This window comes from Actinophytocola sp., from assembly GCF_045807065.1.
In the GTDB taxonomy this organism is placed as follows: domain Bacteria; phylum Actinomycetota; class Actinomycetes; order Mycobacteriales; family Pseudonocardiaceae; genus Actinophytocola.
This window is the reverse complement of sequence record NZ_JBJMIE010000476.1, coordinates 1-14,791: the sequence shown is the minus strand read 5'-3', so window position 1 is coordinate 14,791 and position 14,791 is coordinate 1. Positions and strand designations below refer to the sequence as shown.

The window sequence follows — 14,791 nt, the reverse complement described above, 5'->3', positions numbered from 1 at the left end:
CGCACTCCTGCCCCGAGCAGCAGTGCGGCCGGCGCCACGACAGCCAGCAGCAGGGCCGGCACGCCGAACCCGAGCACCGAGGACGCGTTGTAGACGGGCGTGAACGCGATGGGCGCCGCGGACGCGCCGATGAACCGGAACGCCTGCACCACCGACACCGCACCGGCCGGGTTGTCCTCGCTGGTCAGCGCGAGCGTGTTGATCCCGACGTTCACGAACTGCGCGCAGATCCCGCACAGCGCCCACAGCACGGCCACCATCCCCAGCCACGGCACGAGCCCGATCAACGCCACGGGCACGGCCGCCCCCAACGCGCCGAACAAGGCGCCCCGCCGCCCGCCGATCCGGTCGACGACGCGCCCGGCGAACCCGGCGGCGAGCATCCCGACGACGCCGAACGCGGTCAGCAGCAGCCCCCGCTCCCCGGACGACAACCCGAACCCGTCCTCGGCCCGGAACGCGACCAGGAACGTCAGCCCACCAAGACACCCCCACCCCACGAACGCGACCGCCGCCACCCGCAGCACGTACGGCCGCCACGCCGCCCGCAACCGGATGACCTCGGCCGGCCCGCGTTGCGGCGTCCCCGGCAACCCGACCAGCGCGAGCCCCGCCGCCGCGAGCCCCACCCCGACGAACGCCAACCGCCACGACTCCTCGGCCGCGAGCCCGCCGAGGAGCGGCCCACTGGTCTGCCCGGCCGACTGCAACGAGGCGAAGAGCCCCAACGCCCGGGACAGCCGAGCCCTCGGCGTGGTGGCGGCAATGGTCGCGAGCAGCAGGGGAGTGGTGAACGCGTTGGCCACCCCCTGCACACCCCGCCCGACGAGCAACACGGGAAAGACGGTCGCGGTAGCACAGAGCACCGACCCCACCACCGAGACGGCGTACGCCCCGAGCACGCACCGACGCAAACCCCACCGCGCCCCCAACGTCCCGGAGAACAGCATCAGGACCGCGAAGGGCACGAAGTAGGCGGTGATCGTCGCGGAGGTGGCGTCCGTGGACACCCCGAAGTCATGCCCCAACTCAGGCAACATCGAGGCGGTGACACTGCCCCCGAACGGCCCGAGGAACCCGCCCACGTAGAGCCCGGCCCGAGCCAGCCGCTCCCGCCCGCTCACGCCACCACCCGCCGAAACTCCTCACACCCGCCGCACATCACAACCACCGACCGAACCGCCGTCGCGCCACTCGGGCGCCGGCTCGCCGAAGCGTTGCCGCCATCGGATGGTCGAACGCGGGCGCTGCTGCTGGGTGAAGCGCTGCCGCGCCACCTGCTCGCCGAAGGGGCTGCCGCCATCGGTTGGTCGAACGCGGGCGCCGCTCCCGTTGGTCGGATACGGCTGCCGCTGCTGGGTGAAGCGCTGCCGCGCCACCTGCTCGCCGAAGGGGCTGCCGCCATCGGTTGGTCGAACGCGGGCGCCACTCCCGTTGGCCGAATGCGTCGCTGTTGCTGGGTGAGGCGCTGCCGCGCCACGTGCTCGTCGAAGCGTTGTCACCATTGGTTGGTTGAACGCGGGCGCCGCTGCTGGGTAAGGCGCTGCCGCGCCACCTGCTCGCCGAAGCGCCGCCGCCCTCGGTTGGTCGAACGCGAGCGCCACTCCCGTTGGCCGAACGCGCGCTGCCGCTGCTGCGCGAAGCGCTGCCACGCCACCCACCCGCCGAAGCGCTGCCGCCCTCGGTTCGCCGAACGCGGACCCCGCTCCTGCCCGCCGAAGCGCCGCCACCCGTTGACCGAACGCCGCCGCCCTCCCACTCACCGAACTCCGCCGCACAACCGAACCCGCCGAACGCCGCTTCGCCGCTTACTGTGGGCAGCCCCCACCCGATCCCGGGGGCGGCCCCGATGCCAGTCTATCGGCCCGCACCGACAAAACCCCTGGTTGTCGCGGCCTGTGGACAACTTTCGCGGCCGAGTGCGAGCGAAGGGGACTCTCGTGCGCCGGCGAGGTGTGATGAAGGACGCCTTCGTCCCAGCCACGGTCACAGCCGCACCCAGAGGTGAGGGAAGGCGTCCTCCGCCGCCTCGGCTACACCCCCGACGGGCCGCGGCCGGGGCCGGGACGGCGGCGGCGCAGGTAGCGCTCGAACTCCGCCGCGATCGCGTCGCCGCTGGTCTCGTTCAGGGCCAGGTCCGCGTCGCCGCGTTCCTCGAGGGCGCGGACGTAGTTGCGGACGTCCTCGTCCTCCTCGGCCATCTCGCTGACCGTGCGCTGCCACTCCTCCGCCTGGTCGGGCAGGTCGCCGAGCGGCACCTCGACGTCGAGCACCTCCTCGACGCGGTGCAGCAGCGCGAGCGTGGCCTTCGGTGACGGCGGCTGGGACACGTAGTGCGGCACCGCGGCCCAGAGCGAGATCGCCGGCACCCCGGCCTGCACGCACGAGTCCTGCAACACGCCGACGATCCCCGTCGGGCCCTCGTACTTGCTCCGCTCCAGGCCGAACCGCGCGGCCGACGCCGCGTCGTACGCCGTGCCCGTCACCGGCACCGGCCTGGTGTGCGGGGTGTCGGCGAGCAGCGCACCCAGCGTGACCACGGTGGTCACGCCGAACTCCTCGAACTGGTCGATCAGCTCCGCGCAGAACCTCCGCCAGCGCATGTTCGGCTCGATGCCGTGCACGAGCACCACGTCACGGGTCGCACCAGGGGGCCGGCACACCGACAGCCGTGTGGTCGGCCACTCGACCCGGCGAGTGACCCCGTCCACCATGCGCACCGTCGGCCGGGTGACCTGGAAGTCGTAGTAGTCGTCCGGGTCGATCTCGGACAGCGCGGTGGCCTCCCACGTGAGCTGCAGATGTTCGATCGCGGCGGTGGCGGCGTCGCCGGCGTCGTTCCATCCTTCGAATGCGCACACCACCACGGGCTCGACGAGCTCTGGCTGCGCGTTTGGCTGCAGGTCCGGATCGGTCACTGGGCAAGCCTACGACCCGAGCGTCCCGGCCGGAGATCGTAGGCTGGTTCGCATGCCGGCCGAGACCGATCCAGGGTCCCCTGACACCTCCCGCAGCACCCCGGCCGCGGTCCTGTGGGACCTGGACGGCACCCTCCTCGACTCCGAGAAACTCTGGGACATCCCGCTCTACGAGCTGACCGAGAAGCTCGGCGGCGAGCTGTCCACCGAGACCAGGCAGGCCATGGTCGGCACGAACGTCATGGTCACGCTGCGGCTCATCTACACCGAGGTGGGCATCCTCGACCCCACGCCCGACCAGCTCGCGGACGGCGCGGCGTGGATCGACCGGCGCATGGCCGAGGTGTACCACCAGGACCTGCCGTGGCGGCCGGGCGCGGCGGACGCGCTGGCCACCGTGCAGGCGGCCGGCCTGCCGATGGCGCTGGTCACCTCCACCGAGCGCGGACTGGCCGAGATCGCGCTCGACACCATCGGTAGATCACTCTTTCGGGTGACGGTCTGCGGCGACGAGGTCGCCGGGCTGAACAAGCCGCACCCAGAGCCGTACCTGAAGGCGTGTCGCCTGCTCGGGACGGACCCGAGGGAGTGCGTCGTCATCGAGGACTCGCCCATCGGTGTCGCGTCGGCGGTGGCGGCCGGGACGAACGTGCTGGTCGTGCCGTGCGAGGTGCCGGTCGAGCCGGGGGAGCGGCGGGTCTTCCGGACCTCCCTCGAAGGGCTCACGGTGGCCGACCTCTCCGCTCTCCTCACCTGACCCGAAAGTGGCTTGGCCGGGGATGGCAGGATCAACAACGTGAAGACGTTCGACGAGCTGTTCGCCGAACTCCGCGACCGGGCGGCCAACCGCCCCGAGGGCTCCGGCACCGTCGCCGCGCTCGACGCAGGGGTGCACGCGCAGGGCAAGAAGGTTCTGGAAGAGGCAGGCGAGGTGTGGATCGCCGCCGAGCACGAGTCCGACGAGCGGCTCGCCGAGGAGGTGTCCCAGCTGCTGTACCGGGTGCAGGTGCTCATGCTGGGCCGCGGCCTCACGCTCGAAGACGTCTACCGCTACCTCTAGGAGTTCTCGAGAATGTTGCGGGTTGCCGTGCCGAACAAGGGCGCGTTGTCCGCGCCGGCCACCGAGATGCTGAGCGAGGCCGGCTACCGGAAGCGCCACGACCAGCGGGACCTGACCGTGCTCGACCGGGGCAACGACGTCGAGTTCTTCTTCCTCCGCCCGAAGGACATCCCGATCTACGTCGGCTCCGGCGAGCTGGACCTGGGCATCACCGGCCGGGACCAGGCGCTGGAGTCGGGCGCGCCGGTCGCCGAGCGCCTGTCGCTGGGCTTCGGCACGTCGACCTTCCGCTACGCAGCACCCGCCGGCACCGACTGGAAGGTGACCGACCTCGCGGGCAAGCGCCTGGCCACGTCCTACCCGAACCTGGTCCGGCAGGACCTCGCGGCCCGGGGCATCGAGGCGACGGTCATCCGGCTGGACGGCGCCGTGGAGATCTCCGTGCAGCTGGGCGTGGCCGACGTGGTGGCGGACGTGGTCGACTCGGGCCGCACCCTGCGCCAGCACAACCTGGAGGTCTTCGGCGACCCGATCTGCGAGTCCGAGGCGGTGCTCGTCCACGGCGTGCACGCGGCGGACAGCCCCGCCAAGGAGCAGCTCACGGGCCGGCTGCAGGGTGTGGTGTTCGCGCAGCAGTACATGATGCTCGACTACGACTGCCCGAAGTCCCTCCTGGACGAGGCGATCACGGTCGCCCCCGGCGTGGAGTCACCGACGGTTGCCCCACTGGCGTCCCCCGACTGGGTGGCCGTCCGCGCGATGGTGCCTCGCGGTGACGCCAACGCGATCATGGACCGGCTCGCCGCGCTGGGTGCCCGCGCGGTGCTGGCCTCGGACATCCGCTCCTGCCGTCTCTAGCCCTGCGGCCGCACGAGCAACGCCTGCGCGCCGCGGCCGACGGGCCCGGTGAGATCGTGCAGCACGGAGGCCGCGACCCCGATGCCGTCGGGTCCGATCGCGGTGGCCGCGTCCAACGCGATCCACTCGCCGACCGGCTGCCGGTAGAGGTGCACGGTCAGGTCCGAGTTGATGAACAGCCACTTGTGCGGGTCGAGCAGGCCGGACACGCCGTTGCCCGAGTCCGCGACCGTCAGCAGCCGCTGCAGTCCGGACGGCTCCTCCTCACCGACGAGCGGCATGGTCTGGCGCGCCCAGACCGTGGCCGGCCCCTGCTCGGCGAGGGAGCCGGCCAGTGAGCGCCACTCCATGACGTCCAGGTAGCCCGGACCCCAGCTGTCGGGCCGCGTCATCACCCGCCCGGCCGACGGCGGTGCCAGCGGCTCGTCGGCGTCCGCGGCGACGGCCGAGGTGTCCGAGCGAATGATCCGCCACGCCCGTGCCCGCGCCGCCACCTTGCCGCCCGCGGAAAGCTCGGCGCTCAGCAGCTCCACCGACCGCCCCGGCCGTTCGACGGCCGCGGACACCGACAGCTCCGCCACCGGCACCGGCCCGAGGATCTCGACCGTCACCCGCGCGATCATCATCGGCGCGGACGCCGGCAGCCGCTCCATCTCCCGCGCCAGCAACGCCGACGGCGGCCCGAGGTGCTGCGTCAGCTTCGACCACGGCCCGGTCGTGTGCACGGTCGACCGGTAGCGCCCTTCGCCCAGTGGTTCGTAGAACATCGAGGCCCTGTCTCCTGGATCTTTTCGTCAGGAGGCGGACTAATCCGCCCTGTCCAACACCGTCTCCTCACCCGCGTCGGGCTCCGGCCACCCCGGGTACGGCGGCGGGGTGCCACCGAACTCCGGGCACAGCGCCTGATGAGAGCACCAGTCGCACAATTTGCTCCGGTTCGGCCGGAAGTCGCCGGTCTTGCCGGCACGCAGGATCGCCTGCCACACCGCTTCGAGGGTCCGCTCGAACCGCCGCAGCTCCGGCTCGTCCGGGGTGTAGGTCAGCGACTGGCAGTCCGCCAGGTACATCAGGCGCAGCTGCTTCGGCACCACCCCGCGCAGCCGCCACAGCACCAGCGCGTAGAACTTCATCTGGAACAACGCCTTGGCCTCGCCGATCTCACGGGGCGCGGCGCCGGTCTTGTAGTCGACGACCCGGATCTCCCCGGTCGGCGCGACGTCGATGCGGTCGATGTAGCCGCGCAGCAGCACCCCGGACGTCAGCTCGGTCTCCACGAGCAGCTCGCGGGCCTCGGGATCGAACCGACGCGGGTCCTCCAGCGTGAAGTACCCGTCGATCATCCGCGCCGCCGACTCCAGCCACTGCTCGTCACCGTCGGGGAACAGGTCGGCGAGCTCCGGACGCTCCTCCCGCAGCCGCTGCCACACGGGCGCGAGCAACGCGTGCGCACGGTCGGGCACCCGCTCGCCCGCCGGCAATGCGAACAGCTCCTCCAACACAGCGTGCACCGCGATGCCCCGCACCTGCGCGGTCGACGGCGTCTCCGGCAGCCGGTCCACCGCCCGGAAGCGGTAGAGCAGGGGACACTGCTTGAAGTCACCGGCCCGCGAAGGCGACAGCGCGGGCCGCCGAACGACGACCTCCGTATCAATCGCGGCAGGGGATTGCGTCATGCCGGAGACATTAGGGCAGACCCCCGACAGTGTTTGATTGGCTCGCTCCGCTCGCGGGTTCGCGGCCTGTTCCCGGCGTCTTCCCTCCTGCGCACGAAGGTTCCTGGGCTCGTTCCTCGCGCAGGAACCTTCGTGCTCGTCAGTCCAGACGCCGGCGGCCACTCACGGGTTGGTTTGACTCGCTTCGCTCGCGGGTTCGCGGCTTGTATCCGGCGTCCTTCCTTCCCTGCTGCGATGCTCAGCGGGGGTGGCTTCGCTCCTGTCGTGTCCGCTGCTCGCTCGGTCCAGGCGCCGGGGGCTGTTCACGGTTCTTCGCTCGGTGGTTCGCTGGCGGGTTCTCTCCTGCGCGCCGGGACGGCGGGCTCGTCTCGTCGCGTCTTGGTGCTTGTGGGTCGGGCAGATCACCCTTTGGCCGCACGCGCCCCCCTCACACCGCATTCCCACACAATTCCCCCTACCCTTCTCGCATGACGAACGGGGCGGGCATGGCGGATCGCGACGGCGGTCTGTTGCTGTTCCGCTTTCGTGGGGTTCCTGTGCTGCTCTCCGCGTCGTGGTGGGTCGGTTCGGTCGCGATCATCGTGTTGTACGCGCCGCTCGTCGATCGGTTCCTGCCCGAGGCGGGGCCCGTCGTGTCGCTCTCGCTCGCCGCGGCGTTCGCGGTGCTGCTCGGTGCGTCGGTGCTGGCTCACGAGCTGGGGCACTGCGTGGTCGCGCTCAAACTCGGCATCCCGGTCCGCCGGTTGCGACTGTTCCTGCTCGGCGGCCTCGCCGAGATCAGCCGCACCCCGCGCCGCCCAGCGCAGGAAGGCATGATCGCCGCCGCCGGGCCGGTCGTGTCCGCGGTGCTCGCCGCGCTCTGCGGGTTCGTCCTGCTGTTGATGCCGGCGGCGGGCCCGGTCTGGCTGCTGGTGCTGGAGTGCGCGGTCGCGAACGTCGCCGTCGCCGTGTTCAACATGCTCCCCGGACTGCCGCTGGACGGCGGCCGCATGCTCCGGGCCGGTGTCTGGGCGCTGTTCGGCGACCGGGGGATCGGCACGCGGGCCGCAGTCGTGGGTGGCTGGCTCGTCGCCGCGCTGCTCATGTTCTGGGCGCTGTGGGGCCTCGCCGAGGACAGCCCCGACCGCTGGCTGCGGCTCGGCGTGTGCGCGCTCACCGCGTGGTTCGTCGTGTCCGGCGCCAGGGGAGAGCTGGCCGCCGACCAGCGCAGGACCTGGCCGGCCGGGCTCGCCCTCGCCGACCTGGTCCGTCCCGTACTGCAACTGCCCGCCGAGAGCCCGGTCGCCGACGCGCTGACCGCCGCCGCCGGCCGGGGAGTGGTGCTCGTGCGTGCCGACGGTGTCGCGGCGGGCCTGCTCGACCCGGTCGCCGCGGAGCGACTGGCCGAGCGGTCGCCGATGGCCCCGGCCGAGCAGGCCGCGGAGCCCATCCGCCCGGAGTCCGTGCTGCTGGACTCCGAGCCGGGCGAGGAGATCGCCGAGCGCGTCGCGGAGACGCCCGCGTGGCAGTTCCTCGTGGTGGACGGCGAAGGCCGCCCCGCCGGGGTCCTCCACCGCGACGACCTGCGCGCCAGCCTCACCGGCAGGTCCCACTTCTAACCGCAACCAATGGTTGCGGCCAAACACCTCGGCGTACTGGACCGGGCACGGCACGCCGTCCGGCCGCGAACGCCGCTACGAGGTGGACGAGGCCCAGCGCGGTCGCACAGCTCTCGTCGGTCGGCGCCACCTGGGACGCCCGGCTCCGCCGCGTCAAGCTGATCGCCGAAGCATCCAACGCGGCCGGCAGGACTGACCCGCGCACGAGAACGAGCGCCGGTGGAACCTGCCCGAACTCGGGCGCCTACACCGGAAAGAGACAGTGAGATCGTGGGTCAGCTGGTTCTCGGGATGGGGTTGGGGATCGAGGTGTCGAAGCCGCCGCCGCCGTCCTTGCCACCGCCGTCCTTGCCGCCACCGCTGCTGCTGCTCGGCAGGCCACCCGGCTCCTCCTGGTGGTCGCTCTGCTGGTTGTAGAGCCCGCACACCACCCAGTTGCCGTTCTCCTTCTGGACCTTCATGTCGATCGGGGCCTCGGCGCTCTCGCCCTGCGGCTTGGGCGTCATCGTGAAGGTGGCGCCGTCGCTGGTCTCCTTGAAGCCGGAGACGCCGAACGTGACCTTCTTCGGGTCGGGCTTCTTGGTGGCGCTGGAGTTGTAGTCGCGCGCGTCCGCCAGCTCGTCACGCAGCTTCTTGAAGTCGCTCGCGCAGGTCAGCGGCTTGAGCGGGTCGAGGTCGACCGAATCGACCGGCTTGCTGAGCTGGGTGCCCAGCTCCTTGCTGAACGCGTCCGCGGCCGCGCGGGGGTTCCCGGCGCTGTTGCCGGACCCGTTGTCGCGCAGCAGCAGGAACGCGGCGACGCCACCGCCGCCGACCACCAGCACCGCGACGATCACGAGGGTGGTGATCAGGCCGGTCCTCGACTTCTTCGGCGGCGGACCGACCGGGTAACCCGGCTGCCCCCACTGCTGTTCCTGCTGCCCCCACTGCGGCTGCCCGTACGGCTGTTGCTGTCCATAAGGGGGTTGCTGGCCGTACGGCGGTTGCTGACCGTAGGGCGGCTGCTGGCCATAGGGGTCCTGTGGACCATAGGGACCCGGCGGCTGCGGTGGGTAGGTCATGATCCCCCTCTGGTTGGCCTCGGCCTGCCCGGCCAGGGTAGTGGCGGTCCCCGACAACCGCCCTGACCGGGTCTGGGACGATCTGCGGACATCAGACATCGGGAAGGGAATCGGGTGACGGAGGCAAGGGCGAGCGGGCCGTTTCAGGTGGGCGACCGGGTGCAGCTCACCGATCCGAAGGGGCGGCACTACACGCTCGTGCTCACGCCGGGGGATCAGTACCACACCCACCGCGGCGCGGTGGCGCATGACGACCTCATCGGTCAGGACGAGGGCTCGCTGGTGACCTCCGCCGGCGGCACCGCGTACCTCGCGCTGCGGCCGCGGCTGGCCGACTACGTGCTGTCCATGCCGAGGGGCGCGCAGGTGATCTACCCGAAGGACACCGGGCAGATCGTGATGTGGGGCGACATCTTCCCCGGCGCGCGTGTCCTCGAGGCGGGTGCCGGCTCCGGGGCGCTGACGTGCTCACTGCTGCGTGCCGTCGGCCCCGGCGGCTGCGTGACCTCCTACGAGGTGCGCGACGACCACGCCGAACACGCCCTCCGCAACGTCACCGCCTTCTTCGGCGAGCGGCCCGCGAACTGGGAACTGCGGGTCCGCGACCTCGCCACGCACGAGGGCGAGGTCGACCGGGCCATCCTGGACATGCTCTCCCCGTGGGAGATGCTCCCGACGGTCGCCGCGAACCTCATCCCGGGCGGCGTCCTCGTGGTGTACGTGGCGACGACGACCCAGCTGTCCCGCGTGACCGAGGCCCTGCGGGAACAGCAGTGCTGGACCGAGCCGGAGGCGTGGGAGACGCTCATGCGCCCGTGGCACGTCGTCGGCCTCGCCGTCCGCCCGGACCACCGGATGGTCGCGCACACCGCGTTCCTGCTGACCGCCCGCCGCCTGGCCGACGGCGTGGTCACCCCGCGCCCGCAGCGGCGGGGGCGGCAGACCATCTAGTCCCGCTCCTGCCAGGTGCACAGGCAGACGCGGTTGCCCTCGGGGTCGGCGAGCACCCAGAAGTTCGGCGCCTCCGCGTCGCTGACGAGGGTGCCGCCGGCCGCGAGCGCGGCGTCGATGCGCGGCTGGACCTGCGCGGGGTCCACCCACACGTCGGGGTGCCAGCGCTGCCGGGGCTCCTCGCTGCCGGACGCCTGGAACCAGACCGCCGGCAGGTGCGGGTCGCGCAGTTCGTCGCCGAAGCCGGGGCCGGCGGCGTGCTCCATCGCCAGCACCGCGGCCCAGAACGGGATGACCGACTCCTGGCTCGGCGTGTCGAGCGCGAGTTCGAGCCGCGAGACGCCTTCCTCGGAGAGCCGCACGTTCGCCGCCTCCACGACCGACGTGACGGCGCGGGCGAGCCGGACGTCGCGCTCGGTGACCCCGCGCTCGTCGTGGCTGGTCAGGCGGACGTCGACGTGGTCGCGGCGCAGGTCGAGGTCGGGGTGGTGGCCCAGATCCTCGGCCGCCGCCCCGATGGCGTCGACGATCGCCAGGCCGGTCGCGAAGTCCCCGGTCTCGATGCGTGTCTGCAGGCCGCCGAGCAGGTAGGCCCACCCGTGCAGCTTCTCGTCGGCGATCTGCCGACCGGTCAGCGTGGCCATCAGGGGATGCACCACCGGCCGTCTTGCTTCGTCAACGGCATGGGGATCTCGGCCGGGTCGGCGCCCTCGACCGTCACCCGGACGGTGATGGTCGCGGTGTCGCCGCTGACCTGCGGCTCGCCGATGACCTCGACCTTCGCGTTCGTGGGGAACGTGTCCTGCTCGCCCGCGGCGCCGGGGTCGCAGCTGAGCTGGGCGAGCGTCTTGACGTCGGCGTTGCTGATCGCCGTCGCCGCCTGCTCGGCCACCGACTGGACGGTGCGGGGCTCCCCGGCGGGCGCGGCGGCCGACGTCGTGGGCGGTACGGCCGAGGCGCTCATCGTGGCCGTCGTGCCCGTGGTCGGCGGCGTCTGGCTGGGGCTGCTCGGGGCGTTCGAGTCCGCGATGGTCGGCACCGAGGGGCTGGCCGTGTCGGTCGAGTCGTCCCTGGTCAGCAGGAAGACGACCACCCCGACGGCGACCAGTACCACGACCGCGGCGGTCCAGAACAGCCAGACCTTCCGCCGGGTCGCCGGTGCCGCGTCGGGCTCGCCGGTCTCCGGCAAGTCCTCGGCGTCCCGCTCCTCCGCGCTCGGTCCGTCAGGTTGAGACACACCAGGCTCCATCCTCGAAGGCCATCAAGATCGGCATTGACGCGTTGCTGCTGCTGTCCGCGAGCTTGTAGAAGACGGTCGCCGAGGTGTCCGAGACCATCTCCACCCGGTCGAGTGCCACCTTGACGTCGGTGGCGAGGCCCTCCCACAGGGCGCCGGGGTCGCTCTTGTCGCAGGTGAGCTCGGTGGCGGCGGACTCGTCCCGCTTGTTCAGCGCCTGGAAGTAGCTCTGTGCGACGGACTTCAGCGCCTCCTCGCCACCTCCGCCGCCCGAGGTCGGCGCGCTCGTGGGGTTGTTCCCGCCGGTCGGCTCGTCGCCGGTCGTCTGACCGGTCGTCCCGGGGCCGGCACTGCCCGAGCCGTCGTCCCTGGTGAGCAGCCAGATCGCCACACCACCGCCCAGCACCAGCACGGCGACCACGACGATCGCGATGACCACGCCCCGCTTGCCCTTCGGCGGCTGGCCACCGGGCTGGCCCGGCGGCTGACCGTACTGCGGCTGCCCGTACTGACCGTACTGCCCGTACCGACCTGCCGGCGGTTGCTGGCCGTGCTGGCCAGGGTGCCCCTGCTGCCGGTCGTACGGGTCCGGCGGACCCTGTTGCGGCGGGTAGGTCATGACTGCTCCGATGCTGGTTGACGGGGTGTCAGGCCTCGCCCTCGCCGCAGAACCGCCACTTGCCGCGCTCCTGGACGATCTTGATCAGGATCTTCGCGTCCTGGGTGTTGTCCGGGCCGGCGAGCGTCAGGTCGATCTTCGCGGTCGCCGTGTCGGGGTTCTTCTTGTCGACGTCCACGTCGCCGTCCGGCGTCGCGGTGATGTCGTAGTCCTTGAGCTTGGTCTCCAGGTCGGAGGTGTCCGTGCCGAACTTGCGCTTGTAGGCGTCGCACGAGTTGTTCACCACGTCGGCGAAGTCGTTGTTCTCGTATGCGGCCATGTAGTCGTCGCGGACGTCGTCTGGAGAGTTGCTCGCGTCCGAGTCACCGCCGCCTCGACCTTGGTCACGATCTGATGACGCGTCGTCGGAACTCTTCGGGGCATTCTCGTCGCTGCTCGTGTCCTTGGAGTTGCCGCCACTGCTCCGTTCGGAGGACGCGGTGTCGTTCGTCCTGTCGTCGCTCTTCGTGAGGAAGTAGGCCGCCACCCCGCCGCCGGCGAGCACCAGCACGATGATCGCGACGATGGCCACGACCTTCCCGGTGTTGCGTTTCTTCCGCGGCCCACCCGGGTAGGCGCCGAGGCCCTGGTAGGACGGCTGTTCGGGCTGCTGCGGTGGATAGCTCATCTCTTGGCCCCGAACTCCTCACACGTCATCACACTCTGAAGGACGGCGCCGACGCGCCGTCCGTTCCCGCGAACACCGGGACGAAACCCATCGTAGGAGAGCCGTACGACAACGGCGGTCGCCGGGACACGCCCGACGACCGCCGCGTTGACCAATCCGTTATGACTCAGCTGGCAGTGGACGGGCCGAGACTCGCGACACACCAGTCGCCGCTCTCCTTCTTGAGGTTCAGCACACCACTCATGTCCTTGAGGTACTGCTTGGCCTTGTCGGGCACGTTCGTGAAGGTGATCGTGACCTCCGCCGTCGCGGCGTCGTCCCCCTGCGTCTCGACTTTGCCCAGCTCGAAGTTCATCTTGACGTCGGCGAGCGAGGAGTCGATCTCGCCGGGGTCGACGTTCTTCTTGACCTCTTCCTTGTCGGCGTTGCAGGTGAGCTCCACGAGCTTGTCGTAGTCCTGGTCGTTGGCCGCGGACACCGCGGCCTCGGCGACGCCCTGAGGACTGCTCGTGTCCGCCCCGCCGGTCAGCACGATGATCAACACCACGACCACGGCCACGACGACCACGCCGCCACCAGCGAGGATCCACGGCATCGGGCTCTTCTTCCCCGGTGGGTAGCCCGGCTGCCCGTAGCCCATCGGCTGGCCGTACTGGGGCTGGCCGTACTGCGGCTGCTGCCCGTACGGCTGGGGCCCGGTCTGGGGGTAACCCCCCTGCTGGGGATACCCGCCCTGCTGGGGATAACCACCCTGCTGCGGGTAGCCGCCAGGCTGCTGACCAGGGCCTGGCTGCTGCCCCCAGCCGGGCTGCCCACCCCACTGCCCCGGCTGCTGCGGCGGTTGCGACATCGCTTGCTTCTCCCTCATTCGTGGCGGGCCCCCCGCCTGTGTCCCGAGCTGCCGCCGGCGCCTCCAACACCGGTCGACTACCTGACGCACCGTAGTGGGTTCGTGGTTCCATCACGCGCCGAGATGGCCTAATCCACTTCCGACAGTGTCCGTTTCCGCAATGTGACGCGACAGTTCCGAGATGTGGATGGTCTTCTTTTGTCGGTCTTCACCGGTACCGTGTGGGGTAAGTAGAAATTCGGGAGGAGGTGCCGACATGCAGCACGATCGTCCCGGTGGTCGGCCAGAGGAGGCCGACGAGCACGGCGCTGGACCGGGACCGGGTACTGGACACGAGCCGTCAGAGGCTGCCCAGATCCGGTTCCTCGAGGAAGAAGTAGCGCTGCTGCGCCGGAAACTGACGGACTCGCCTCGGCATGCCCGCCTGCTCGAGCAGCGGCTCGCCGAGGCGTCTGAGCGGGTCAGCCAGTTGACTGAGCGTAACGCCAAGCTGGTCGAGACCCTACGGGAGGCGAGGAGCCAGCTCCTCGCGCTCCGGGAGGAGGTCGACCGGCTCGCGCAGCCGCCGAGCGGCTACGGCGTGTTCCTCACGGGGCACGAGGACGGCACGGTCGACGTGTTCACGGCCGGCCGCAAGATGCGGGTGGCATGTTCCCCCGCGGTCGAGGTGGGCGACCTGCGTCGCGGTCAGTCCGTGCGGCTGAACGAGGCGCTGACCATCGTCGAGGCGGGCAACTTCGAGCGCATCGGCGAGGTGTCGACGCTGCGCGAGCTGCTCGCGGAGCCGGACGAGCAGCCGGCCCTGCGCGCCCTGGTGGTCGGGCACGCCGACGAGGAGCGCGTGGTCTGGCTCGCCGACCCGCTGCGCGAGACGACGCTCAAGCCGGGTGACTCGCTCCTGGTCGACTCGAAGTCGGGCTACGCCTACGAGCGGGTGCCGAAGGCCGAGGTCGAGGACCTCGTGCTGGAGGAGGTCCCGGACGTGCGCTACGAGGACATCGGCGGCCTGTTCCGGCAGATCGAGCAGATCCGCGACGCGGTGGAGCTGCCGTTCCTGCACGCCGAGCTGTTCCGCGAGTACGAGCTGCGCCCCCCCAAGGGCGTCCTGCTCTACGGCCCGCCCGGCTGCGGCAAGACGCTCATCGCCAAGGCGGTGGCGAACTCGCTGGCCAAGCAGGTGGCGGCGGCCCGGGGTGACGGCAAGGCGCACGAGGCCAAGTCGTACTTCCTGAACATCAAGGGCCCCGAGCTGCTGAACAAGTTCGTCGGCGAGACCGAGCGCCACATCCGGATGATCTT

At 71.1% G+C, this 14,791-nt stretch carries 17 protein-coding genes; 6 read left to right on the top strand and 11 right to left on the bottom strand.

The genetic code is table 11. The annotated features are described in order from the left end of the window. The 3 genes from ACJ73U_RS28035 to ACJ73U_RS28025 form a co-directional block, all read right to left on the bottom strand. Positions 1–1,124 (bottom strand): MFS transporter (locus tag ACJ73U_RS28035; RefSeq protein ID WP_407780721.1); only part of this gene is annotated, 1,124 nt, incomplete at its 3' end. Positions 1,125–1,145: 21 nt separating this feature from the next. Further along, entirely contained in the window at positions 1,146–1,379 is a 234-nt protein-coding gene (locus tag ACJ73U_RS28030; RefSeq protein ID WP_407780720.1) for a hypothetical protein, read from the bottom strand. 654 nt (positions 1,380–2,033) lie between these two features. Then, positions 2,034–2,918 (bottom strand): PAC2 family protein, encoded by an 885-nt coding sequence (locus tag ACJ73U_RS28025; RefSeq protein WP_407780719.1) that lies wholly within the window; start codon positions 2,916–2,918, stop codon positions 2,034–2,036. A gap of 52 nt (positions 2,919–2,970) precedes the next feature. On the opposite strand from ACJ73U_RS28025, the gene ACJ73U_RS28020 reads away from it, so the two are divergent. From ACJ73U_RS28020 to hisG, 3 genes are read left to right on the top strand one after another with little or no spacing between them, the layout of a single operon-like run. Next, positions 2,971–3,675 (top strand): HAD family hydrolase, encoded by a 705-nt coding sequence (locus ACJ73U_RS28020; RefSeq protein ID WP_407780718.1) that lies wholly within the window; start codon positions 2,971–2,973, stop codon positions 3,673–3,675. Positions 3,676–3,714: 39 nt separating this feature from the next. Further along, positions 3,715–3,978, top strand: a complete 264-nt coding sequence (locus ACJ73U_RS28015) for a phosphoribosyl-ATP diphosphatase (protein ID WP_407780717.1) — start codon at positions 3,715–3,717, stop codon at positions 3,976–3,978. Between the two features lie 12 nt (positions 3,979–3,990). Further along, complete coding sequence (gene hisG / locus ACJ73U_RS28010) at positions 3,991–4,836, top strand: ATP phosphoribosyltransferase (protein WP_407780716.1); 846 nt, start codon at positions 3,991–3,993, stop codon at positions 4,834–4,836. On the opposite strand, the gene ACJ73U_RS28005 is transcribed toward hisG, so the two are convergent. Next, positions 4,833–5,603 carry a thioesterase family protein gene (locus ACJ73U_RS28005; RefSeq protein ID WP_407780715.1) on the bottom strand — a complete coding sequence of 257 codons (771 nt, stop codon included), beginning with the start codon at positions 5,601–5,603 and terminating at the stop codon, positions 4,833–4,835. The two genes, hisG and ACJ73U_RS28005, sit on opposite strands and share 4 nt — an antisense overlap. Before the next feature lie 39 nt (positions 5,604–5,642). Beyond that, a complete protein-coding gene (locus ACJ73U_RS28000) occupies positions 5,643–6,509 on the bottom strand; it encodes a RecB family exonuclease (protein WP_407780714.1) in 867 nt (288 codons plus the stop codon). A gap of 467 nt (positions 6,510–6,976) precedes the next feature. Here ACJ73U_RS28000 and ACJ73U_RS27995 point away from each other — a divergent pair, with 467 nt between their 5' ends. Further along, entirely contained in the window at positions 6,977–8,107 is a 1,131-nt protein-coding gene (locus ACJ73U_RS27995) for a site-2 protease family protein (RefSeq protein ID WP_407780713.1), read from the top strand. A gap of 275 nt (positions 8,108–8,382) precedes the next feature. Here ACJ73U_RS27995 and ACJ73U_RS27990 read toward each other — a convergent pair whose 3' ends face one another. Further along, complete coding sequence (locus tag ACJ73U_RS27990) at positions 8,383–9,168, bottom strand: hypothetical protein (protein WP_407780712.1); 786 nt, start codon at positions 9,166–9,168, stop codon at positions 8,383–8,385. Between the two features lie 114 nt (positions 9,169–9,282). Here ACJ73U_RS27990 and ACJ73U_RS27985 point away from each other — a divergent pair, with 114 nt between their 5' ends. Further along, the gene (locus tag ACJ73U_RS27985; protein WP_407780711.1) at positions 9,283–10,119 is read left to right on the top strand and encodes a tRNA (adenine-N1)-methyltransferase; all 837 of its coding nucleotides are present in this window, start codon (positions 9,283–9,285) and stop codon (positions 10,117–10,119) included. Here the strand turns inward: ACJ73U_RS27985 and ACJ73U_RS27980 are convergent. From ACJ73U_RS27980 to ACJ73U_RS27960, 5 genes are all read right to left on the bottom strand, one after another. Beyond that, a complete protein-coding gene (locus tag ACJ73U_RS27980; protein WP_407780710.1) occupies positions 10,116–10,763 on the bottom strand; it encodes a 4a-hydroxytetrahydrobiopterin dehydratase in 648 nt (215 codons plus the stop codon). The genes ACJ73U_RS27985 and ACJ73U_RS27980 overlap by 4 nt on opposite strands. Beyond that, on the bottom strand, positions 10,763–11,356 hold the full coding sequence (locus ACJ73U_RS27975) for a hypothetical protein (RefSeq protein ID WP_407780709.1): 594 nt from the start codon (positions 11,354–11,356) through the stop codon (positions 10,763–10,765). Before ACJ73U_RS27975 ends, ACJ73U_RS27980 begins: the two co-directional genes overlap by 1 nt. After that, entirely contained in the window at positions 11,343–11,975 is a 633-nt protein-coding gene (locus ACJ73U_RS27970) for a hypothetical protein (protein ID WP_407780708.1), read from the bottom strand. The genes ACJ73U_RS27975 and ACJ73U_RS27970 overlap by 14 nt, the downstream gene beginning before the upstream one ends. 28 nt (positions 11,976–12,003) lie before the next feature. Continuing rightward, positions 12,004–12,642 (bottom strand): hypothetical protein, encoded by a 639-nt coding sequence (locus ACJ73U_RS27965; protein WP_407780707.1) that lies wholly within the window; start codon positions 12,640–12,642, stop codon positions 12,004–12,006. A 166-nt stretch (positions 12,643–12,808) separates the two neighbouring features. Then, entirely contained in the window at positions 12,809–13,492 is a 684-nt protein-coding gene (locus ACJ73U_RS27960) for a hypothetical protein (protein WP_407780706.1), read from the bottom strand. 256 nt (positions 13,493–13,748) lie between these two features. Between ACJ73U_RS27960 and ACJ73U_RS27955 the strand changes: the two genes are divergently transcribed. Beyond that, positions 13,749–14,791 (top strand): AAA family ATPase (locus tag ACJ73U_RS27955; RefSeq protein WP_407780705.1); only part of this gene is annotated, 1,043 nt, incomplete at its 3' end.